Genomic DNA, 19911 nt, shown 5'->3' with positions numbered 1-19911 from the left:
TGCGCATTCGTCGCGTAGTTTGAAGAAACCCCGGGTAGGGCTCAAACATCGCTCGGTGCACTGTGTCGAGATGAGCCCTGACGGTGATTTCCAGCACGCCGACATGGTTCTGGCTGCCCATGTCGTCGATGCTCAAGGCAGCAACCTACAGATTTTGATCGTCCAGCTCTATTGGGAAAACGTCTGGCTTGATCTGTACGCTGTCTGCTACGACTCCAGCGGGTAGAGAACCGAGACTTCCGACAATCGCTTGAGCGAATGGCTGTATGCCGTTGAGGATTCGGAGCTTCGGTTTGGAGCTTGCAAGGTCGTATAGGCGTGCAATGCGATAGTTCTCCGTCGTTGCGGCGAAGCGCAACTCGGCAATGCTCATGTGTATCGGCCGCTCGAATGAGCCACGCGTCGTCTTCACGTCAACGAACACGTGGGGGGTGGTGTCCAGCCATCTGGCCGCATGTACTTCATAGTCGAACGCTGAACGGGCATGGGTCAGCGAGACCCATTCAAAGTCGTCTTCGTCGTGGCCCTTGCTCACCAGCCAGTTCCCGAAGAGCTCTTCACCCAGTTGTCCGGTTTCTTCAGCAGCCAGAAGTTGCTGGCGCAGTTCATGAGGGGACATCGCCACTGAACGGCCGGACGGTGTTGTCCCCACTGGAGTTGGAGCGCTATTTCCAAAGAGGACTTCTTCGACCGTGTCACGGAAAACGAGTGCGTCGAACGGATGCTCGCCAGCGGCATACGCATCGATGGTCGCTGCGCGCAGGTCGGCGATGATTGTCTCCGACACCTCGACCATGGTGCTTCTACCAGCGAATTCGAAGAAGCTTGCAATAGCCGCGCGCAGCTTGGCGTCATCATTGGCCGAAACGAGAACGAGTGACAACGCTTTTGGACGTTCATTGCCTTCGAAAGAGATGACAGCAAAGTCGTCTGCCGCAAGCCCGTCGTAACGCCCCGGCTCTCCATCCGGGTCATGGATGATCTCACCGTTGAGACGCCAGTTTTTTGCGCCCGGTGAGCGCAGGGCCTTACGTGCAAGGCGGTGCGCCGCCCTTCCCCCGGGACCAATGATGGTCAAGGGAAAGAACACCGGGTCGTAGATGCCTTTGAGGCCCGGGTAGAATCGGTCGATGAAGACGTCGCTGTTGAGGTTGATCGCCTTCTGCTTCGAAAGCTTCAGGTGGACCTTGAAGAATGACAGGTCCGAAGATGTCAGGGACTTGATTGCGATCTTGGCGCTGCTCATATTCAATCACCCGGGCCTTCAGTACTCTTCGGTTCTCAAACAGCCGCGCTGGTCTGTACTTTCGCCTCGCGATGTGACCCGGCAATCGCATGGTGTGCGACACCTATCGAAGCAAGGAGCGGCTCTGCGAGTGCATGCGCCAGCAGCGGAGGCACCGCATTCCCAATCTGTCTGAAGGCTGGATTCATCGTGCCCGAGAATTCAAACCCGTCTGGGAAGGACTGAAGGCGAGCTGCTTCGCGCACTGAGAGGACACGCGCCTGGTCGCTGTCGTAATGGATGTGGCTGTACGAATCCTTACCCAGATGGGCCATCAACGTGCGAGCCGGTTCATCAGGCTCCATTTTGCGCCACTTGTTTGGGAACTTCCCCGGATCATAGGGCGGCACGTAGTCACTGCGGAGCGCTTCGTACTCGGCAGAGCCGGGATCTATAGGATGTCCCGCTCGTTTCTCTTCAGCGAGGCGTTTGGTGAACAGGCGCTCGGCCAGAGCGTACGCTTTCGGGTAGTCGTCACCCCAACGCATGGCGCGAAAGAGTCGATAATCGCGGTCACTGAGTGAGCGGATGGCGTGATCCCAGATCTGACCATCACCTTCGAAGCCGGGCCAGGTTCGCATCAGGCGGGCATAGTCGGAAGGCACGACATCCGGGCGATAGGTGACGGCATTGTCGAACCGCCGCGCACCACGGCGAATGGTTCCTTCGAGGTGCCCGGTGATCGGAGGGAGGTCTGCAAGCGCCTCGCGCACTGTTACAGGTGGGCGTCTCGTTCGCCTAGCCTCGGGTGTCGGCACGTATCGGGTCCGCGGCGCGAAGAGGTCGCCAACGACGATGTGCTTCAAGGCGACATCACGCGAGCCTTGATATCCCGGTGGGAAATCGACCTTCCGTGTTGGTGCCGGGAACGAAAAATAAGCACCTGCGGCTTCATGGATGCCGACCAGGATGAATCGCTCCCTCATCTGGGGCACGCCGTAGTTCGCTGCGTTGACGAGCGTGTAGACGCAGCGGTAGCCCAGGCCCTCAAGGACCTCACAGACCTCTTCGGCCAGGTTGTGCCCGCCGAAGTTGAGGATGTCCGGCACGTTCTCCATGAGGAGGGCTACAGGCTTGAGTGCCTTCACGTACTCGAGGTACGGCAAATAGAGCTTGGCTCGTGGGTCATGGCGGAACGCCTCGGGGTGCTCATGAACCTCGCGCAGCTTCGCACGTCCGACACGGGTGAAGGCCGGGCACGGTGGACCACCAACCAGGACGTCAACTTCGTACTCAGGCTTCTTGACGCCGAAGGATTGGAGCAGGGCATGTGGCCCTGTGACCGTGATGTCCTTCGGTGCCGCATGTGCCTCGAAGAGTTCTGGGGGCAGATGCCGATGGAAGTTGAGGGCGTGAGAGCGGGCGGCATGCTCGTCGAACTCCACACCGCAAACCACCTCACAGCCGGCGCGGTGAAAACCAAGGGTAAGGCCTCCGCACCCGGAGAACAGATCCAGTAGTCGCGGGCGCTCCCCTCGTGCGAGGCGGTCGAGCTTGTGGTCGATGGGTCGAAGCATGGGGGTTTAGAATCCTACGGCCTGACGGTGCCCGGTGTCCGCACTGGCCTTCTCGAAAAACAGGTCCAACAACTGCGGCGATGCGCCCTCTTGAGTCCTCCTCAACTTCACTTGGATTCTCGGGGGCATTCCATCGGACTTATAACGCAGCGGCTCCGGCGCGCCACCTCCTGCATGCAAGCTACAGGCCGCTACCGGACTGCCCGTGTGACCTCTTCCACTTTTTCGTGCTGCGCCTGCCTACCACGAACCGTCGAGGCTCGGTGCTTCGCAGCTCCTCCATCCAGCGCTGTTCCATGTCCCCCTCTCCAGGCAGCGCATCCACCTGCACGACCCTCCAGGAGACAGGCGGGCTCCACTGCTCGCCCTGGATCGCAGCGCGGATCGTCTCCAGAACTTCGGGTAACGACTCGAAGATCTGGTGCTCCCAGAAGCGGCAGATGCGCCAGCCCTCGGCTTCGAGCTGGTGCGTCTGCCGCTGGTCACGCTCTACGTTCTCAAGGAGCTTGGCGGACCAGAACTCGTTGCGCGTCCGGGGCCGGACGTAATGCTCGGGGCATCCATGCCAGAAACACCCGTCTATGAAGACGGCCACCCTGGCCTTGGAGAAGACCACGTCCGGCCGCCCATGAGGCGTCCTGGATTGCAGCCTGAAGCGCAGGCCTGCCCTCCATAGAGCCGAGCGCAAGAGTCGTTCGGGGGAGGTGTCCTTACCACGGATTCGCGACATCTGCTCGGAACGGGTGAGGCCCATGCATCCTCTCCTTGAGACTCCATACCTCTCGGGTGGTAGCGCGTTCCTGCGCGGTACAGGGTAGTTGGGGGATGCTACCTTGGCGCCAACTACTTCAAAGGTAAAGAGGAACGAACCAACCCCGTAGAATCAGGGCCCTTGTGGATTGCGGTTTCCCCGCACATCAGCACGCACACCTGGCCTGCCTGCAGACGAATTCCGGCGGGCCGAAAGGCCCACCGAGGGAAGGGGGAGTTCCACTCGCGGTCCAAGTCATCCAGCTCAGTGACGGGTTTCCTTGGGGCCGTACGATTGGCCAGACAGACACAGTCGGGATACGCTGGGAGCAGACAAGAGGGAGATGACTCATGTCCGGTGTCAGGTGGAGCTTCCGTAAGATGCAGCGCGGGGAAATCAACGCGGACCCCGTGCAGGAGGAGTTCTTCACCCCAAAGGAGGGTCTGGCCGACAGCTTGGTGCGAGAGGGTGACCAGAACACGCTCGATGCCCATGTGGATGGGCAGCCACTGCGTGTCTGCTACACCATCTCCAGCCAACCGTTGGAGCCCCAGGCCGCAGAGAAGTATCTGGCGGGCCTGGAGGAACACCTGGAACCCGGCGGTGTCCAACTCCGCCTTCGTGACGAGCCCGCACGGTACCTCGTTATCGAGGATTTCGGCACGCGAGGTCTCCAGGGCAACCCGAACCAGGATGAGGATGACCCACCAGGATTGCCGTCGGAGAGCAAGAACCACTTCTTCTACTTCTGGCGGAACATTGGCCGCTCCAGCAAGGGTCATACGGATCGCGGTAGATGGGGGCTTGGCAAGACGGTCTTCCCTGCCGCGTCCCGGTTCCGGACCTTCTTTGGGCTGACGGTTCGGAAGAGCGATGGTCGGGCGCTGCTCATGGGCCAGTCCGTGCTCAAGGTCCATAGCATCGACAAGCAGCGGTACTGCCCCTACGGCTATTTCGGGCTGACGGACAATGAAGGATACAGCATCCCCGTTGAGGACGCGGAGGTGATTGCTGCATTCAAGTCCGACTTCCATCTGCAGCGTGCGGACGAGCCGGGCCTGTCACTTGTGATTCCTTTTCCGCATGTGGAGGAAATCAATGCGCTGCAACTCCTCCGCTCCACTATCCGGAACTACTTCTACCCGATTCTTTCGAGAGACCTCGTGGTGGAGGTCAGACATGGAAACGAGAAGTGGGTGCTGAATCGCGACAGCCTGAACGACATCTCGACCCGGCTTGACTGGAAGGACTCTGACACTTCAAAGGAACGTCTCCTGAAGCTGTTCGATTTCGCCAGATGGTCCATCTCCAGGCCGGAATCCGAATTCGTTGCATTACAGCAGAAAGGGATGAACGCACCGACCTGGGGAGAAGAGCTCTTTCCAGAGAGTGCACTTGCGAAGCTGCGGGAGAGATTTGAGAAGGGCGATCGGCTCGCATTGAAGGTCCCTGTCAAGGTGGAGCGCAACGGTCGGCCGATCAAGACAGCTCACTTCAGGGTCTTCCTGGAGAAGGATCCGAAACTCGGTCGAGGGGAGGACCACTACATCCGGCAGGGCATCACCATCACCGATATCCGCCAACTCAAGGATCCCGGTGTTCGGGGCCTGCTTGTCGTGGATGACCCGGAACTCACTTCCCTGTTGGGGGATGCCGAGAATCCAGCACACACGGACTGGCAGGAGAAGTCCACCAAAGTCAAGGAGGGGTACAAGCATGGCACATTCAGCATACGGTTCGTCCGTAGCAGCATCCGTCACATCGTCACATATCTCTCTGCTCCTCCAGAGGGTCTGAAGGAGGATCTGCTGAAGGATTTCTTCTTTGTCGACCGGCCAGATGGCCCGCGTATGAACGAGGGACAGGGCGGGGCGAGCGAGGCTCCCCCTCCGCCTCCGGAGGGAACTCCTCAGATTCCGCCAGCCATTCCTCCTTCAACAAGTAGTTACCGGCTGGAGCCGCTAGCGGGAGGCTTCTCCATCAGGAGTGTTCCCGGTAGGCCGTTGGCGGGCAAGGCCATCGAACTTGAGGTGGCATATGAGGTCAGGCGTGGAAACGCATTCAAGCGCTACGACCGCAACGATTTCGATTTCAGCAGGTCCGTTTTCACCATCGCTACCCCGGTTGGCGCAAACGTGGCCGACAAGGATGCGAACAAGTTGCGTTTCGACATCACCGACGAGGAATTCGAGATCAACGTAACCGGCTTTGACCCGCAGCGGGACCTGAAGGTCCGTGCGAACGTCCGGGACTAGGGGACGGCAATGATCAGACGGTTCAATTACACGAAGCGCAGGCGCATCGACCCTGAGCGGGTCTTCATCCGGTTGATACGCAATCCGAATGGGCCTCCCTCCTTCGATGCCAGGATCGACCTCTCGGGGGCGCGATTCCCGGCGGATGCCAGTGTTTTCGTCGAGGCCTACTATAAGTCCTCGTACATGCGTTTCCCCTACGGCACAGTGGGACGTATCGTGCCCGAGCCCGAGCGAGACCTGAAGGAGTTCGACCGGGACAGTACGGTCTTCTTCCGCGTCAAGATCGTAGACCGCAGTGAACGGGTGGGCAAACTGCTCGCCGAACTCGATGACATCAATCCTGTGGAGGCGGGGTCGGAGGGCGATACGAGGTATTGCATTCTCCCAGTCAGCTTCGGGGAGCTGGGGCAGGAGATCTGGCGGCTCAAACTAGACGAAACCAGGCCTGTGTTGGAGGTCAACCGTCTGGATGGGATGGAGGAGTATGTGAGGAGCAGCCCGATGTTCCTCTCGCTCGTCTACCCAGCTGTCATCCGTGAGGTGCTCCAGCATCTGTTGCTGGTTGAAGAGGAGGAGATCGCGGATGACGATACCACGTGGCGGGGCCACTGGATGAGATTCAGTAAGCACTACAATCCCGAACCGGTTCCTTCAATAGAGGAGGATTCCTATCTCCGGCGGGAGTGGATCGAACGGGTGGTTCGGCGCTTCAGCGAATCGCAAAAAATCCGGGAGAAGTTCACTGCTGCGCGTATGTCGGAGGGCTCCTGATGGCACTCGTGCGCAAGTTGAACGCCAGGGGGCTCAAGGCGTTCCGTGACTATTGGAAGGAAATCCGGAGTGGCTCTCCAGCATCGCCGCCGCTCGACCTGCTGGAGGATCGTTCGTGCTCGGATGCGCTCGATGTCCGGATCGATGTCGAACACGAGCGTTTTACTACCCGATTGGAGGCCGCCCGATATTTGAGCGAAAAGCTCGCGCCGCTCCCGTCCTCCTCCGTCAAGAACAACGCGGAACTCTGGAATTGGCTATCGCTCTTCTACTTCGATCAACTCAGTCCTCAGGACGGTCGAAAGGGACGGAAGGTGAGGCAGGAGTATCACTACATCCTGCCGGCCGTGACGGAGGCCGGGCATTCCTGGCACTACTATCGCCATCTGCTGGTCGGGCCCTACATCATCTATGAGCTACACAAGGAACATGCTCAGACGTTGTTGTGTGGCCGTGTGGAGGAGTTTGGAGACTTCAACGAACAACTGGCATCGCGGCAGGAGTTCGTGACCAACCGAGCCATCGTCCAGGCGGTGGATATCCTCTATTTCGACAAGGACAAGGGGAAGCCCAAGAGGGGCGCTTCGCCCAACAGCAGGAAGCCCGGGACGCTCCGACGATTTGTCGACGTCATCCAGCAGTTCGACCTCACTTACGACCTGTACTCGCTGAATGGAGAACAGCTTATCGGATTGTTCCCTGTCGAATTCGAGCGGTGGCGAGCCAGGTAGGTCGCGACGAGATGAAGTTCGAAGATGGAGCCTTGGCTCAGCTGTATATGCTCCTCACGTGGAGGACATTCGATGGCCGAGCCCGCTGGTCATTGGGCATCCGCGAAAGGATGGGCTCGTTGGTGGAGCGTTGCTGTCTGCTGGCGGGCTGATCGGCTGCGCCACAAGCCGCGACACAGTGACCGGGTACATCTGTGACTGACCAACGATTGGGTGGTAGTTCAGGCGGACCTGTTCCCGGAAGAAGATGATGAGCCAGACCTACAAGGCCCTCACGCAACCGTTACCCATCGACATTGTTGGCCCTGATGGAAAGAAGCGGCCCATTCACGCCTTCCCGAAGGTGGGTGGCTTCAAGAAGGTTCCGCTCGCCCGCGGATTGAAGGCGTTCGAGCTGCACTTTCCGACCTTCCTCAAGAAGCGGCGCGGCAGCAATCTCGTGGCTCCGGACCTTGGCACCTCCCTATGTATGCTGCTTGAAGTGGAGGACGAGCAGCAGTGCTCCGAGATCGTCCGTCGTGTGGCGCATGAAGAAATCCCGGGGACGTTTGGCAAGTACCTCGACACCATCCATTCCTTCGACGTCACCGTGCACCGCGAGGCGCGCACGATGCAGGTCTCCGTGGTGCTGACGCCGCACGGGGCCGACACGGTGTCGTGGAGCTTCGAGCTGCGGTTTCCTCCAGAGGAGGAGGGCGTGCGCCAGGACGAGGTCAGGCCTCTCCCGAGTCCCCAGGCTCTGAACGATCCCAGGGCCGCGGAACTCATCCGCATTGCCTGGCACTACTACCCGGCGGGTTATCCCGTCTGGGAGGACGATGACGAGGAGCCGGTACTTGCCTACCAGCGGACGCCCGAGTACCAACGGTGGAGTGCGATCCGGCAGAAGACCTGGGACGACTGGAAGGAATGGGAAGACTTCCTCGAGAGCGTGCGTGCCGTGTTTCCAGGGCACGTCATCCGGGATGTCACCTATCCCTCGACGGATGCATGTTCCCGCTGTTGTTTGTATCTGGAAGAGCCCTTGCCGGACGGCGGACGGGTCGTCACCCGGGTGGTGGGGGCCGTGTGTATCCTCGCGCCGCTATACCTCGTCTACACGACGACGGCGACAGTAAGGCCCGACAAGACCTCAACCCGATCGCGGCTCACCTTCGAGCCGGCCGGCGAGGCGAAGCCTTTCGCTGACGCAATGGCCCGGCTCATCGAACAGTCGTTCGATTATCGCCCCTTCCCCCTGGAACTGGCCGACATCCCCCTGCCGGACCTCCGTGTCGAGTCCCTCTACGAACCGCCCACGCTCCTCGGTGCCCTCTTCGCGTCTCGGGACACGTTGGATAACCTCCCCTGAACCTGGGGGGGCCGATGAGCTTCGAAGATTCCCATCGTATTCGTCAGTACGCATTCGAATGTGAGGAGCGCTCGTGGGTACGGGCTTCGTTCGACCGGTACGTCAGCCTCCCACTGCTGGCGCTCCTTCCTCGCGGCGTGCACCCCAACGTGTTCACCTTCTCCGGGCACTTCGCGAACGTCGTGGCCTTCATTCTGCTCGCCTCATTCGCGGACTTCGCTCTCGAGGATGAGCCCGTCTCCTTCCGGCTCGTGGCGCTCGCCGCGGCTCTGCTTCTCTTCGTCTCCTGTGTCATGGACAGGGTGGATGGCCTCCAGGCCCGCCGCCTCCGCGTGTCCAACCCGCTCGGCGACTTCTATGACCACGGGCTCGGTGCGCTCGCGGGCTTCATGATTCCTCTCGGCGGACTCGCCGCCTATGGGGCCTCCCCCGGCGAGTTGATGGGGGTCACGGTCGCCTTCGCGTTCGGCACGTGGGCCGGCACCTTCGACCGGCGGCGGACCCAGCGGCTCGTGCACCCGCCCTTCGGTGCGCTGGAGATTCACGTCCTCTTCATCGCCGTGCATCTGCTCTCCGTCCCATGTGGTCCGGCGCTCTGGCTGATGCGTGTGGCAGGGGTGGGGCTCGTGGACGTGCTCGTCCTCGTCACCGTGCTCAGCTTCGCATACGTGGGGGTGGATGCCCTCGCGAGGATGGGCCGGGAGCGCCGTCATGTGCTGGGTCTCGGCGTCAATGTGGCGCTGGTCGGGTCCTGGTTCGTTCTCGCCCTTGCGAGGGGTCAGCACATCGCGGTGGAAGCGGTCAGTGCGCAGCTGCTGCTGGGTCTGGTGGCGGTGAAGCACCACTGGGATGTCTTGCGCAACGTGCTCATCGGCACGCGCTACCGTTCCTGGGACGTGCCCCTCACCGGGTTGTTGGGGCTCTGGAGTGTGAGTCTCCTCATCCCCGAGCTCTCCCATGTGGAGGCGCAGGAGGAATTGCTCCTGCTCTTGGTGGTGTGGGTGTCGGCCTCGCTCACCTGGCAGTTCCTCCACACCACGTGGTTCGCACGGCGTGAGTTGGGGATGTGACTGCTCGTGCTTTCTTCGTCGCAGCGCGGCATGAAATAGGCGTGCAGGTTGTCCTGGCCCGGCGCCGGGGCTTCCGTATGCTGCGCCTCCCGCATGAACGAGCAACACGTGGCCTGGGTCCCGTGGTCCAGTCCCGGGCACGAGCATCTCATCCTTCGCGAAGTCCCCCGCGGTCTCACTGCGCACTCCTCCGTCGAGGGTGTCACCGACGAAGGCCGCCCCTTCTCCCTTCGCTACTTCCTGCGCACCGACAACGCCTGCCGCGTCCGCGAGGTGGAGCTCGCCCTCCTCGGCAGTGACTCGCGGCTCGCTCTGCGCTCCGATGGTGCGGGCCTCTGGTCCGACGACAAGGGCCGCTCCCTTCCCGAGCTCGACGGCTGCATCGACGTGGACATCTCCGCCAGCCCCTTCACCAACACCCTCCCCATCCGCCGTCTGGGGCTCGCCCCCGATGCGTCCGACGACATCGTCGTCGTCTACCTCTCCGTCCCCGAGCTCGCCGTCCGCCGCTGCCGCCAGCGCTACATCTGCCTCGGCCCCGAGCGCTACCTCTTCGAGAGCCTCGAGTCCGGCTTCCGTGCCGAGCTGAGCGTCGACTCCCAGGGGCTCGTGCTCGACTACTCCGGGCTCTTCCGCCGCCTCCCCTCGCGCTGACGGGGACCCGGGCACGTCCCGGGCGTTTGGCGTACCCTGCGCATGATGCCTCCACTCGCTCTCAGGAAGGGCCCAGGACCCGTTCGCCGTTGGCTCTACGTCGGTCTCGGGGTCGCCACCTTCGGCCTGTATGGCATGGCCTTCGTGGTGGACCGCTTCGGCCAGCGCGAGCGCGCCGTCCCCTCGGACGTCCTGGTGGTGCTCGGGGCCCGGGTGCTTCCAGGGGGCGAGCCCTCGTCCGCGCTGCGCGCCCGCGTCGAGAAGGCGGTGGCGCTCTACCGCCAGGGCCTGGCTCCTCGGCTCCTGTTCTCCGGTGGCGTGGGCGTCAATCCGCCCTCGGAGGCCCAGGTCATGCGCGAGCTCGCACTACGGCTCGGCGTCCCCTCCGAGGCCTGTCTCCTGGAGGAGCGCAGCCACTCCACCGAGCAGAACGCGCGCTTCTCCTCGGACATGCTGCGCTCGCTCGGCGCCCGGCGCGTGGTGGTGGTGTCGGATCCGTACCACCTCCTGCGTGCCCGCCAGTACTTCCGGCTCCACGGCTTCGAGGTGGCCACCAGCCCCGCCTTCCTCTCCGACCGCAACCTGCGCACCAGCGACCGCATCTACTGGACGGTGCGCGAGGCCATCGCGCTGCTTCTCCACCCGCACGTGCTCCTGGCTCGCGAGCCGTCCTGAGGGGCGTGGCCGGAGATGGGGGCTCCGCCGTCCATCACTCCGGGTGGGTGCGTCCGCGGGCCCGCTGATAGACTGCCGTGGCCATGCCCTCGAAGTCGCCCAATGCCCTCGTCACGCTCGCCTTCCACGTCGAGCACCACCTCGAATCGTGGGGCTGGCGCTTGCGGCGCAAGCTGGGCCTGGGCCGTCCGCCGCGCATCCTGCCCTACCGGGGCTACGGGACGACCCGTCAGTCCGTCATCAAGGCCCGCGTGCTGGAGGACCGGCACGTGCGCCCGCCCTGGAAGCGGCACACGCTGCTGGGCAGCGCCATCGCCTCGTGGAAGCGCTACATGACGGTGGAGATTCCCCACGCGCGGGTGCGCGTGTCCTGGGGCGGGCACCAGTGGGAGGGCACCACCGACGAGGAGGGTTTCCTCGAGCTGTGGGTGGAGCCGCCCGCGGGGGTGAAGGCCGGCTGGCACGACGTGGAGCTGGAGCTGCTGTCGCCCGCTCCCGAGGGCGTGGCCCGCGTGCGCGCTCCCGTGTTGGTGGCGGGCCCCGAGGCCGAGGTCGGCGTCATCAGCGACCTCGATGACACCGTCATCGTCACCAACGTCACCAACTTCCTCAAGCGCTTCTGGGCGCTCTTCCTCACCGAGCACCGCACGCGGCTGCCCTTCGAGGGCGTGGATGCCTTCTACGAGGCCCTGCATCAGGGCAGCACGGGTGCGGCGGGCAACCCCATCTTCTACGTCTCCTCCAGCCCGTGGAACCTGTATGAGCACCTGGACGAGTTCCTCGGGCTGCACCGGATTCCCGCGGGGCCGCTGCTCCTGCGCGACTGGGGGCTGAGCCGCCACGGCTTCGCGCCCGGAGGGGGGCACGGGCACAAGCTGGAGAAGATTCGCGGGGTGCTGGGGACGCTGGAGTCGCTGCCCTTCATCCTCATTGGCGACAGCGGGCAGGAGGACGCCGAGCACTACCGCACCATCGTCCGCGAGTTCCCCGGGCGCATCCGCTGTGTCTACATCCGCAACGTGTGGCACCGGCCGGGCCGCGAGCGCGAGCTGGCCCTCATCGCCGAGGACATCCGCGCCGCGGGCAGTCAGATGCTGGCCGTGGATGACACCGTGACGGCCGCCCGCCACGCCGCGAGCCAGGGCTGGATTCGCTGGCGCGAGGTGGCCGAGGTCCAGGCCCACCAGCGCGAGGACGCCCAGGCCCGCTCCCTGCTCGACAAGCTCGACCGCGAGCACGGTTGAGGCTCGTGCTCCCGCTTGGGGGCGGAGACGCCGGGTGATGGGGGATTGAAGTATAAGTGTTTTTCTCCCATGTTGCTTGAATTCCTGGAATGACCGTGGCACACGGGCCGGGAAGCTGGACGGGGCCTGGGGGGACCGCGTCCCACAACCCCGAGGGCCTGATGATGCGTCGCAAGCGGATGGAGACGTGGATGGTGCTGCCGGTGGCCGTGCTGGCCGCCTGCGGTGGTGTGGACGGGACGGAGCAGGCGGTGGAGACGGGCGAGAGCACCCAGGGCGTGCTGTACGCCCCTGCGGCGCCGGCCAGCGGCAACATCCTGGAGGGCACCACGTACCTGGGCCCGGTGGCCCTGGGCGGCGCGGTGCAGACGTACTTCACCACGAATCCGCAGTACTACTCCTTCACGGTGCAGGTGCCGGCCAGCTCCCTGGTGAAGCTCGAGGTGACGCACCTGGGCAGCTCCATGTACCTGGACACGGGCCTCTTCGTGTACGGCCCGAAGAACGCGGCTGGCAGCTACGGCACCACGGTGCTGGCGCAGGACGATGACGCCGGCTATGGCCAGCTGAGCAAGCTCGACTCGGTGCCGCTGGTGCAGGGCGGCGAGTACCTGGTGGTGGTGAGCTCGGGTAGCGGCTCGGGCAAGCAGTTCCGCCTGCAGACGAGCTGTGCCGGGGGCGCGTGCGCGTCGACGACGCTGCCTCCGGCTCCGGCGGGCTACCAGTTGGCGCTGACGGAGCAGGCCATCACCTCGCAGCTCCAGGCCACGCTGAACAGTGGCAACGCCGTGTATGACTGGACGACGGGCTACCTGCGCCGGTTCGACTTCGCGTGGCCGTACTCGGGTGAGCCGACCCTGGCCCAGGCGGACGCGGCGGTGCTGGGCAGCACCCAGGACTACGGCGAGTACGCCTACGACGCCGGCACCGTGCTCACCTATGCCCAGCTCCAGGACTTCATGTACTCGGAGTTCCAGCCGCTGCACCCGCAAATCCTCTCCACCTACGGCAATGGGGTGGAGAACGTGCAGGTGATGACGCACTACTACTCGCGGCTGGTGGCTCCGGGGGCGTCCGGCTGGTTCCGGCTCAACGTCATCCTCTTCCCGCAGTCGCGCAAGGTCATCGTCTTCGAGCAGAACGGCTACGAGACCTGAGCCCCACCCGCGTCCGCCCGGCACCGTGTCCAGTCAGGGCCAGCTGTGGACAGGTTGGCCCTGACTGCCGATGGTCATTCCGTTGCCGCGCCCTGGCTGCTCCACCGGGGCGAGCATCGGCTGAGAGCCCCGGCGCGCCCCGCTCGAGATCAACCGCCGGGCTTGTCTCGCTTGCTTGCTCTGCGTTTGTTGGGAGCAGTGCCCTCCGTGCGTGGTCGGCTGCGCTTGGTGGGCGATGCCGGGCTGGGCGCGTCTGGCTGCCCCGCGGCATCCTCGGCGGGGTCCAGGGCCCAGGTGCCGCTCTCCCAATTTTTCAGTACTAGCGAGGCTTCAAAGGGCACCAGCCCCTCACCCTTCGCCGCTTCTTCCAGTATCGCGCGGGCCTCTGACGTCCGGTATCGCAGCAAATACGCAGCGGCCGAGACCCGAACGTCCATCCGAGGGTGCGTCAACAGCACGGTGAGCGCATCGCGCCCGGCATCGCCATGTGCGGTCAACTTTTCGAATGCGGCTATGTATCGCTTGGCGTGCTTGTTGCCGGTCTTCGCGTCACCTCTCCAGATTGAGTCCGTCTGTGCAGCCACGTTCTCGGCAAACTCAGCAACAAGCCCCTCAATCTCCGTCACCAGATGCCTCCTAGAATGTTCTTGATGGCCAACAAGCCGAACTCGCGCTGTGCCTCATAGGATTGAGTGCTAAGCCACTGCCGCACTGTCAGGGTATTTGAGTTCGTGATCTTTGGCTGAATTGACGAGTAAAATGCGCTGATGCGCGTATGGATGGGTTTTTCTAGTGCAGCAACATTCTCGGTGTTGTGAAGGGCCTCGCCCCCGAATCGCTTCACATTGCCCGGTGTCTGCTCCACGATGTGATGCCATTGCTTTCCTGGGCCTGCCGGCCCCATGGCCGCCTTGAAGCCACTAAACGACCCCCACGCCCTGTGTCCGTTGGGGAGGAGCTTACCCCGGCTCGGCGCAGGATTCCCAGCGGCAAGGCCTTGGGCAGCCATGGTCACAACGTGAGGTGCCAATACGAGGCGGATCGTGTTCTCGGGCACCGAGACGATGAAGCGCTCGGCTCCGATGGCCGCATCCTGCAAGGGCAAGCCGGTATTGGCCGTGAACCTCTCCGAAGCTTGCGCGAATCCCGGTAGCTTCGGGGCCTTGGAAGCGAGCGCCGCCGTTTCTCCGATCGCCGCTGTCGCCACGACTACGAGAATCCGCACGCTGTTGGGGCCGATGACACGGCCGAACCGCTCGGCTATCTCGCGTAGCTCCGCAAAGGTAGAGGCTCGGGGCGCAGCTTCGTAAAGCTCCGCATAGGCTTGCAGCAGAGTGAAGAATTCCCACCCGAGATAAGCCCACATGGCGGCGCTGAACACCAGGGCCGCGCCCTTTGTTATCGGCTCGGGCACTGGCGCCAACAACAGCGCCATGTAGATGGTTATGGTGGTGCCGAGCATTGTCAGCACCCGCGAGGGGTTGAGCATCGCCCGCACTTCCGCGTTGACGCCTTCCAGGGCAGGGCCCACAGCCAGGGAGAGCGCAAGGCGGCGCTTGTCGTCGTCCTGGATGCGTGGCCCGTCGTCAAACAGTGTCAGGCAGTCCCCTGGAGTGCCGCATCGCTCGCAATACCGCCCGTAGGACTGCGCCAGGTCTGATTGCGATGCTTCCCCACTCATGGGTGTGGAAGCCAACGCCAGCCTACGGCCGACATAGAGAGGTGGGTGGGAGGTGGCCACCCGCAGCGGCACGTCGAGCCAAAGCGTTGTGAGGGCTGCCGCGAGCTCGGAGTCACTCACCTGCACCGGTGCGAAGTCCGTGGGCAGCCTGGTCAAGACAGTTTCTTCCCGGCCTCTGTCGTTGGCTTCCGGCTCTGGTTCCCACGTTTCGGACGAGTCGTTCGGAACGGTCGGACGGTAACGGTATGCCGCGCCCATGGGAGCCCCGGTGGCACATGCTGTCACCAGCATCAACCCCGCCAGGGCCAGTGCACCCACACGCAAGGGCCGCCGTGGTTCCACGGGGCGCGCATCGACCGCATGGCTAGACATTGCCGCACCTCTCCGAGCGAACCGCCCGAGTTGGAAATCCAAGCCCGCCGATTACAGAGAGCGGCGGACCGTCACGTCAAGCCGTCGGCTCCGGCGAGGTGCTGAGCGCAATGCCTGGTGACGTCTGGACGGACTCCCAGCCTTCTCCCAGAGAAGGCCGGGGTGAGGAGCTTCCACCTCCACGAGCGAGCGCCGGTGCTCCCGCGAGAGGCCCGGCGTCTTGTTTTCCGTGCTCACTGGCAGTCGGGGTCCGCCTCGTCCGCCTTGCCGTCCGCGTCGTCGTCGGCGCCATTGGCACAGTGGCCGGACTCTCCGGGCACGTACTCGGAGATGTGCAGTGTGTAGCGGATGGGCACGGCCGCGGTGTCACTGGTCAGTCCATCACCGCGACGAGGCCCACCCACCCGAGCCCGCTCCACCGCCCGCCCATGCCTCCGCCCTCCACCCGACCCGCGAGTGGTCTCCGGCGGCACAACCTGGGGTGGCCCGGCTGACAGGGGAAGGGGTCTCCGACTGCCAGGGGCCCGGTGGTGAACGGACGCCGCCTGTCCCCGAGGCCCATGGGCGACGGGTTTCCGACAGCACATTGCCCGGGCGCACCGATTCCTGCACGCACGCCTGGTCGTCACCTTGTGTGGAAGGGCCTGGTGGGGAGGGGGGAGGGCAGCGGATGAGGCGTCCGTGGACGTTCGCGACGCGCATCGCGGTGGGGCTCACCGCCTCGCTGTTGGTGGCGTTGGCCATCGCCGCCAGCACCGCGCTCGCATTGCGCTCGGTCCTCTCCGGCGACGAGGGCGCCACCCTCAACCGTGTCTGGCACCTGGCGAAGGTGGAGCGGCTGCGCCGGGCCTTCAGCGAGAAGATCGCCAGCCAGCGCGGCCATGAGTTGATGGGCGGCAGCGGCTTCCTGGCCGAGGCGGACCTGGCCCGGCGGCAGTTCATGGACACGCTGGAGGATCTCCGCTCGCACGCGGTGGGCGAGGAGGAGGTGCGCTCGCTGGACGCGGTGGCGCGCGCCGAGCGGGAGCACGAGCAGGTGAACCGGGAGCTGGAGGAGGCTCGGGCGCACGGGGCGAATCAGAGCACACGGGAGCGGCTCACCCTGCGGTTGACCGAGGCGCGCAAGCTGACGAACAAGGCGCTGGACGAGCTCGTATGGCTCAACGAGCACCAGGTGAGCGAAGGGGCCCGGCAGGCCCGCATGTCCGAGCGCCACGTGCTCTGGCTCATCCTCGCCGTGGCGACGTTGGGGTTGCTCGTGGCGATGGTGCTGGCCTGGGTGCTCACCCGGGCGCTGTGGCCCCTGCACCATGAGGTCCGCACCACCGCGGAGCGTTTCCAGCTGCTGGTGGAGGGGGTGAAGGACTATGCCCTCTACCTGTTGGATCCCCAGGGCCGGGTGGCCAGCTGGAACCCGGGCGCCGAGCGCATCCAGGGGTGGCAGGCGGAGGAGATCATCGGCCGGCCCGGCGCGCTCCTCTATCCGCCGGAGGTGATGACGGAGGGGCTGCCGCAGCGGGAGCTGGAGAGGACGGCACGCGAGGGGCGTCTGGAGTCGGAGGGCTTGCGGTTGCGCAAGGACGGCACGCGCTTCTGGGCCGAGTCCCTGCTCACGGCGCTGCGCGACCTGGAGGGCCGGCTCGAGGGGTACGCGGTGCTCACCCGCGACATCACCGAGCGCAAGCGCCTGGAGCGCGCGCAGCACCTCTTCACCGAGGCGGAGCGTCTCTTCCATGCCGCGAGGGATCCGGACCAGGTGGCGGTCGAGCTGGCGCGGATGCTGGTGCCGGAGCTGGCCGACGGGTGTGTGCTGGCCCTGGTGGGCGCGACGGGCGTGCTGGAGCCGCGAGCGGTGGCGCATGCCTCCGTGGAGAGGGAGCTCATCCTGTGGGAGCTCATCCGCAACCCCCAGCGCGGGCCGGGCGCGGTCACCCTGGAGGTGTTCCGCACGGGCAGGAGCGAGCTCGTCACGGAGGTGACGCCGGAGCTCCTGGGGGAGGTGGCGGTGGATGAGGTGCACCTGTCGCTGCTGGAGCGGCTGGGCACGGTCTCCTACCTGGTCGTCCCGCTGCGCGCGGGCGGGCGGGTGGTGGGGGTGATGATGCTGTTGGCCCAGAGGCCGGAGCGCCGCTTCACGCAGACGGACCAGGTGTTCATCGAGGAGCTGGCGGGACGCATGGCGCTGTCGCTGGAGAACGCGAGGCTGCTGCGCGAGGCCCAGGCGGCGCTGGAGCTCATCGGGGTGGCGGCGCACGACCTGGGCAACCCGCTCAACGCGCTGCAGTTGATGCTGGGCAAGCTGCGGCGCACGCCTCCGTCGGAGGCGGACAAGCTGCGCGAGGTGCTCACCTCGGCGATGCGCTACACGCAGCGGCTGGGGCGGCTGCTGCACAACCTGTTGGACTTGTCGCGGCTGTCCTCGGGGAAGCTGGAGCTGGAGGTGGGGGAGGTGGACCTGGCGGAGCTGGCGCACGACGCAGTGGCGAGGCACTCGGACCAGGCGGCGGAGGCGGGCAGCCGGCTGGTGCTGAACGTGGAGCTGGGGGTGGTGGGGAGGTGGGACAGGCTGAGGCTGGAGCGGGTGCTGACGAACCTGCTGTCCAACGCCTTCAAGTACGGCAAGGGCCAGCCCATCGAGCTGCGCGTGGAGCGCACGGATGGAATGGGACGGCTGGTGGTGCGCGACCACGGGCCGGGCATTCCCCTGGAGCAGCAGCGGCAGATCTTCGAGCGCTTCAAGAAGGCGCCGGCGAAGGGGGTGAAGAAGGAGGGGTTCGGGCTGGGCCTCTACATCGTGCGGCAGCTCGTGGAGGCGCACGGGGGCACGGTGCGCGTGGAGAGCGAGGAAGGGGAGGGCGCGACGTTCACGGTCGAACTCCCGCTGGCCTCGGCGAGTCGGGAAGTGGATGCCAGCGCACAACATCCGGGAATGGTGCATTAGTCGGATTGAGCCGGGTAGACGGTGATGAGACCGTGAGGGCGTTCACGAGGTGAGCCATGGTGAAGCTGGCCCTTCTGGGAGAGTCCTTTCCGGCGCAGCTCCGGGAGAATCCGCAGGCGCTCCGGGACGTGGAGGTGGTGTGGTCGGGGTCGTCGGTGGAGTCCTTCCGGCAGGAGGTACCGGCGAGGCGCCCCAACGTGCTGGCCCTGGACTTCAAGGAGTTGAACGGGGTGGAGACGGGGGGGGTGCCGGGGCTGATGGAGGGCTCGGGGGCGAGGCACGCCATCGTGACGTACCGCTTCGCGAAGCGGGGCGTGTTGCAGCAGTACCCGGCGGGGAAGGTGCGGCTGCTGCAGGGGCCCATCTCGCTGTCGCTGCTGAGGGCGCACGTGCACCTGGCGGTGATGGACGACATGCTGCAGCCGCAGCAGGTGAAGAGGGTGCCGGCTCCGGGAGCGGGGGCCCCGATGGCCTCGGCGGGGGCACCGACGCTCCAGTTGGGCGCGCCCGGAGCGGTGTCCACGGTGACGGTGCCGGCCACGCCGAAGCCCCCGCGCTACTCGGCGGAGCAGTTGGGGGTGCTGCTGGAGGTTGCCAGCGCGGTGCAGTGCGAGTGCCCCAACCACCTGTCGCAGATCGTCAGCAGCCTGCAGGCCTTCGAGGAGTACTCGAAGCAGTGTGAGAGCCGGAACGAGGCGGACCGGCAGCTGCACGCGCTGCTCTACCGGTACACGGCGGCGGCGCGCGCGGTGATGGAGGAGGCGCTCACCGCGCTGGTGAAGCACGAGAACATCCAGCTATAGGCGAGCGGAGCCGAGTCTGCGAAGGAACTCGGCGAAGGCGGGGCATACGCGAGCGAGGGTGTCGAGATCGCACTCCTGCACGAGCTGTCGACGGATCTCCGCGGGGTCCTGCTTGCTGGCGTGCTCGTCGGACCACTGCTGCAGGAATTCCTTGGCCTGGCGCCTCCCGAGGCGCTCGGGGGGTTTGGGCGGCGAGAGCGGCTTGCGGATGACGGCTTTGACCGCCTGGGGGTCCGCGATGAGCCACGCCTCGAATTCCTGGATGGCCACGGAGGCGACTGCTTCGACCGTGAGGTCCTGAAGCGTCGAGTCGAGTTCCGCCTGACGGTCCTCCTTGCCATCCGCGTCGACGAGCACGATGGCCAGATCCGGCCGCAGGTCCTCGTCGGCCCAGAAGAGGAGGGGACGCAGGGTGGTGCGGCTGTGGAGCATGCTTCCACGTGCGAGCTTGCCGCGAGAGCGCAACGGCTCCTCGAATTGGATGAGCTCTGGAGCGAGGCTCCGGGCGCGCTCGAGACAGCGGCGAACGAGCAGGTGTGCTGAGCCCAGTTCGTTCTCGGTGAGGGGAGTACCCGGGGCTCGCTGGCGGCTCGTGTCCCGGCCGGTGAGTTCGCCGGGACCTTCGGCATAGACGACGACGCGGAACATGC

General features: G+C 64.8%; 17 protein-coding genes and 1 pseudogene. 11 read left to right on the top strand and 7 right to left on the bottom strand.

Annotation, left to right across the window (positions count from 1 at the left end; translation table 11 throughout):
• Positions 1-145 precede the first annotated feature (145 nt).
• From DAT35_RS46065 to DAT35_RS46055, 3 genes are all read right to left on the bottom strand, one after another.
• Positions 146-1246 (bottom strand): hypothetical protein, encoded by a 1101-nt coding sequence (locus DAT35_RS46065; protein ID WP_108075716.1) that lies wholly within the window; start codon positions 1244-1246, stop codon positions 146-148.
• 35 nt (positions 1247-1281) lie between these two features.
• A complete protein-coding gene (locus DAT35_RS46060; RefSeq protein WP_108075715.1) occupies positions 1282-2802 on the bottom strand; it encodes a DNA cytosine methyltransferase in 1521 nt (506 codons plus the stop codon).
• 181 nt (positions 2803-2983) lie between these two features.
• A complete protein-coding gene (locus tag DAT35_RS46055) occupies positions 2984-3556 on the bottom strand; it encodes a very short patch repair endonuclease (protein WP_108075714.1) in 573 nt (190 codons plus the stop codon).
• A 347-nt stretch (positions 3557-3903) separates the two neighbouring features.
• On the opposite strand from DAT35_RS46055, the gene DAT35_RS46050 reads away from it, so the two are divergent.
• The 9 genes from DAT35_RS46050 (at position 3904) to DAT35_RS46010 (ending at position 13464) form a co-directional block, all read left to right on the top strand.
• Positions 3904-5808, top strand: coding sequence for a hypothetical protein (locus tag DAT35_RS46050; protein ID WP_108075713.1), 1905 nt, complete (start codon positions 3904-3906; stop codon positions 5806-5808).
• A gap of 9 nt (positions 5809-5817) precedes the next feature.
• A complete protein-coding gene (locus DAT35_RS46045; protein WP_108075712.1) occupies positions 5818-6582 on the top strand; it encodes a hypothetical protein in 765 nt (254 codons plus the stop codon).
• Positions 6582-7313, top strand: coding sequence for a hypothetical protein (locus DAT35_RS46040; protein WP_108075711.1), 732 nt, complete (start codon positions 6582-6584; stop codon positions 7311-7313). The genes DAT35_RS46045 and DAT35_RS46040 overlap by 1 nt, the downstream gene beginning before the upstream one ends.
• 247 nt (positions 7314-7560) lie before the next feature.
• On the top strand, positions 7561-8664 hold the full coding sequence (locus DAT35_RS46035) for a hypothetical protein (RefSeq protein WP_108075710.1): 1104 nt from the start codon (positions 7561-7563) through the stop codon (positions 8662-8664).
• A 14-nt stretch (positions 8665-8678) separates the two neighbouring features.
• Positions 8679-9734, top strand: coding sequence for a CDP-alcohol phosphatidyltransferase family protein (locus tag DAT35_RS46030; RefSeq protein ID WP_108075709.1), 1056 nt, complete (start codon positions 8679-8681; stop codon positions 9732-9734).
• A gap of 93 nt (positions 9735-9827) precedes the next feature.
• Positions 9828-10388, top strand: a complete 561-nt coding sequence (locus DAT35_RS46025; RefSeq protein WP_108075708.1) for a putative glycolipid-binding domain-containing protein — start codon at positions 9828-9830, stop codon at positions 10386-10388.
• 45 nt (positions 10389-10433) lie between these two features.
• Positions 10434-11063 (top strand): YdcF family protein, encoded by a 630-nt coding sequence (locus DAT35_RS46020; RefSeq protein WP_108075854.1) that lies wholly within the window; start codon positions 10434-10436, stop codon positions 11061-11063.
• A gap of 83 nt (positions 11064-11146) precedes the next feature.
• A complete protein-coding gene (locus DAT35_RS46015; protein ID WP_108075853.1) occupies positions 11147-12307 on the top strand; it encodes an App1 family protein in 1161 nt (386 codons plus the stop codon).
• A gap of 161 nt (positions 12308-12468) precedes the next feature.
• A complete protein-coding gene (locus tag DAT35_RS46010; RefSeq protein ID WP_304466086.1) occupies positions 12469-13464 on the top strand; it encodes a hypothetical protein in 996 nt (331 codons plus the stop codon).
• Between the two features lie 278 nt (positions 13465-13742).
• On the opposite strand, the pseudogene DAT35_RS46005 reads toward DAT35_RS46010, so the two are convergent.
• From DAT35_RS46005 to DAT35_RS59495, 3 genes and pseudogenes are all read right to left on the bottom strand, one after another.
• A pseudogene (locus DAT35_RS46005) lies at positions 13743-14093 on the bottom strand (DUF2019 domain-containing protein); the annotation flags it as partial.
• A complete protein-coding gene (locus DAT35_RS46000; RefSeq protein WP_108075706.1) occupies positions 14087-15301 on the bottom strand; it encodes a hypothetical protein in 1215 nt (404 codons plus the stop codon). The pseudogene DAT35_RS46005 and the gene DAT35_RS46000, both read right to left, overlap by 7 nt.
• 449 nt (positions 15302-15750) lie before the next feature.
• Positions 15751-15921, bottom strand: coding sequence for a hypothetical protein (locus tag DAT35_RS59495; protein WP_158502152.1), 171 nt, complete (start codon positions 15919-15921; stop codon positions 15751-15753).
• A 266-nt stretch (positions 15922-16187) separates the two neighbouring features.
• Here DAT35_RS59495 and DAT35_RS62230 point away from each other — a divergent pair, with 266 nt between their 5' ends.
• Positions 16188-18458: an ATP-binding protein gene (locus tag DAT35_RS62230; protein ID WP_108075704.1), complete on the top strand. Its 2271-nt coding sequence runs from the start codon at positions 16188-16190 to the stop codon at positions 18456-18458.
• A gap of 56 nt (positions 18459-18514) precedes the next feature.
• A complete protein-coding gene (locus DAT35_RS45985; protein WP_108075703.1) occupies positions 18515-19261 on the top strand; it encodes a hypothetical protein in 747 nt (248 codons plus the stop codon).
• On the opposite strand, the gene DAT35_RS45980 is transcribed toward DAT35_RS45985, so the two are convergent.
• Positions 19256-19909 (bottom strand): DUF4276 family protein, encoded by a 654-nt coding sequence (locus DAT35_RS45980; RefSeq protein WP_108075702.1) that lies wholly within the window; start codon positions 19907-19909, stop codon positions 19256-19258. The genes DAT35_RS45985 and DAT35_RS45980 overlap by 6 nt on opposite strands.
• Between the last annotated feature and the right edge of the window lie 2 nt (positions 19910-19911).

The organism is Vitiosangium sp. GDMCC 1.1324 (genome assembly GCF_003044305.1).
In the GTDB taxonomy this organism is placed as follows: domain Bacteria; phylum Myxococcota; class Myxococcia; order Myxococcales; family Myxococcaceae; genus Archangium.
This window is presented reverse-complemented; position numbering and strand designations above follow the sequence as displayed.

Coding starts and splice junctions, on each gene's coding strand:
- DAT35_RS46055 (WP_108075714.1), bottom strand. CDS start 3,556: ATGGGCCTCACCCGTTCCGAGCAGATGTCGCGAATCCGTGGTAAGGAC.
- DAT35_RS46045 (WP_108075712.1), top strand. CDS start 5,818: ATGATCAGACGGTTCAATTACACGAAGCGCAGGCGCATCGACCCTGAG.
- DAT35_RS62230 (WP_108075704.1), top strand. CDS start 16,188: ATGAGGCGTCCGTGGACGTTCGCGACGCGCATCGCGGTGGGGCTCACC.
- DAT35_RS46015 (WP_108075853.1), top strand. CDS start 11,147: ATGCCCTCGAAGTCGCCCAATGCCCTCGTCACGCTCGCCTTCCACGTC.
- DAT35_RS46035 (WP_108075710.1), top strand. CDS start 7,561: ATGATGAGCCAGACCTACAAGGCCCTCACGCAACCGTTACCCATCGAC.
- DAT35_RS46040 (WP_108075711.1), top strand. CDS start 6,582: ATGGCACTCGTGCGCAAGTTGAACGCCAGGGGGCTCAAGGCGTTCCGT.
- DAT35_RS45980 (WP_108075702.1), bottom strand. CDS start 19,909: ATGTTCCGCGTCGTCGTCTATGCCGAAGGTCCCGGCGAACTCACCGGC.
- DAT35_RS46050 (WP_108075713.1), top strand. CDS start 3,904: ATGTCCGGTGTCAGGTGGAGCTTCCGTAAGATGCAGCGCGGGGAAATC.
- DAT35_RS46025 (WP_108075708.1), top strand. CDS start 9,828: ATGAACGAGCAACACGTGGCCTGGGTCCCGTGGTCCAGTCCCGGGCAC.
- DAT35_RS46065 (WP_108075716.1), bottom strand. CDS start 1,246: ATGAGCAGCGCCAAGATCGCAATCAAGTCCCTGACATCTTCGGACCTG.
- DAT35_RS46060 (WP_108075715.1), bottom strand. CDS start 2,802: ATGCTTCGACCCATCGACCACAAGCTCGACCGCCTCGCACGAGGGGAG.
- DAT35_RS45985 (WP_108075703.1), top strand. CDS start 18,515: ATGGTGAAGCTGGCCCTTCTGGGAGAGTCCTTTCCGGCGCAGCTCCGG.
- DAT35_RS46020 (WP_108075854.1), top strand. CDS start 10,434: ATGCCTCCACTCGCTCTCAGGAAGGGCCCAGGACCCGTTCGCCGTTGG.
- DAT35_RS46030 (WP_108075709.1), top strand. CDS start 8,679: ATGAGCTTCGAAGATTCCCATCGTATTCGTCAGTACGCATTCGAATGT.
- DAT35_RS46010 (WP_304466086.1), top strand. CDS start 12,469: ATGATGCGTCGCAAGCGGATGGAGACGTGGATGGTGCTGCCGGTGGCC.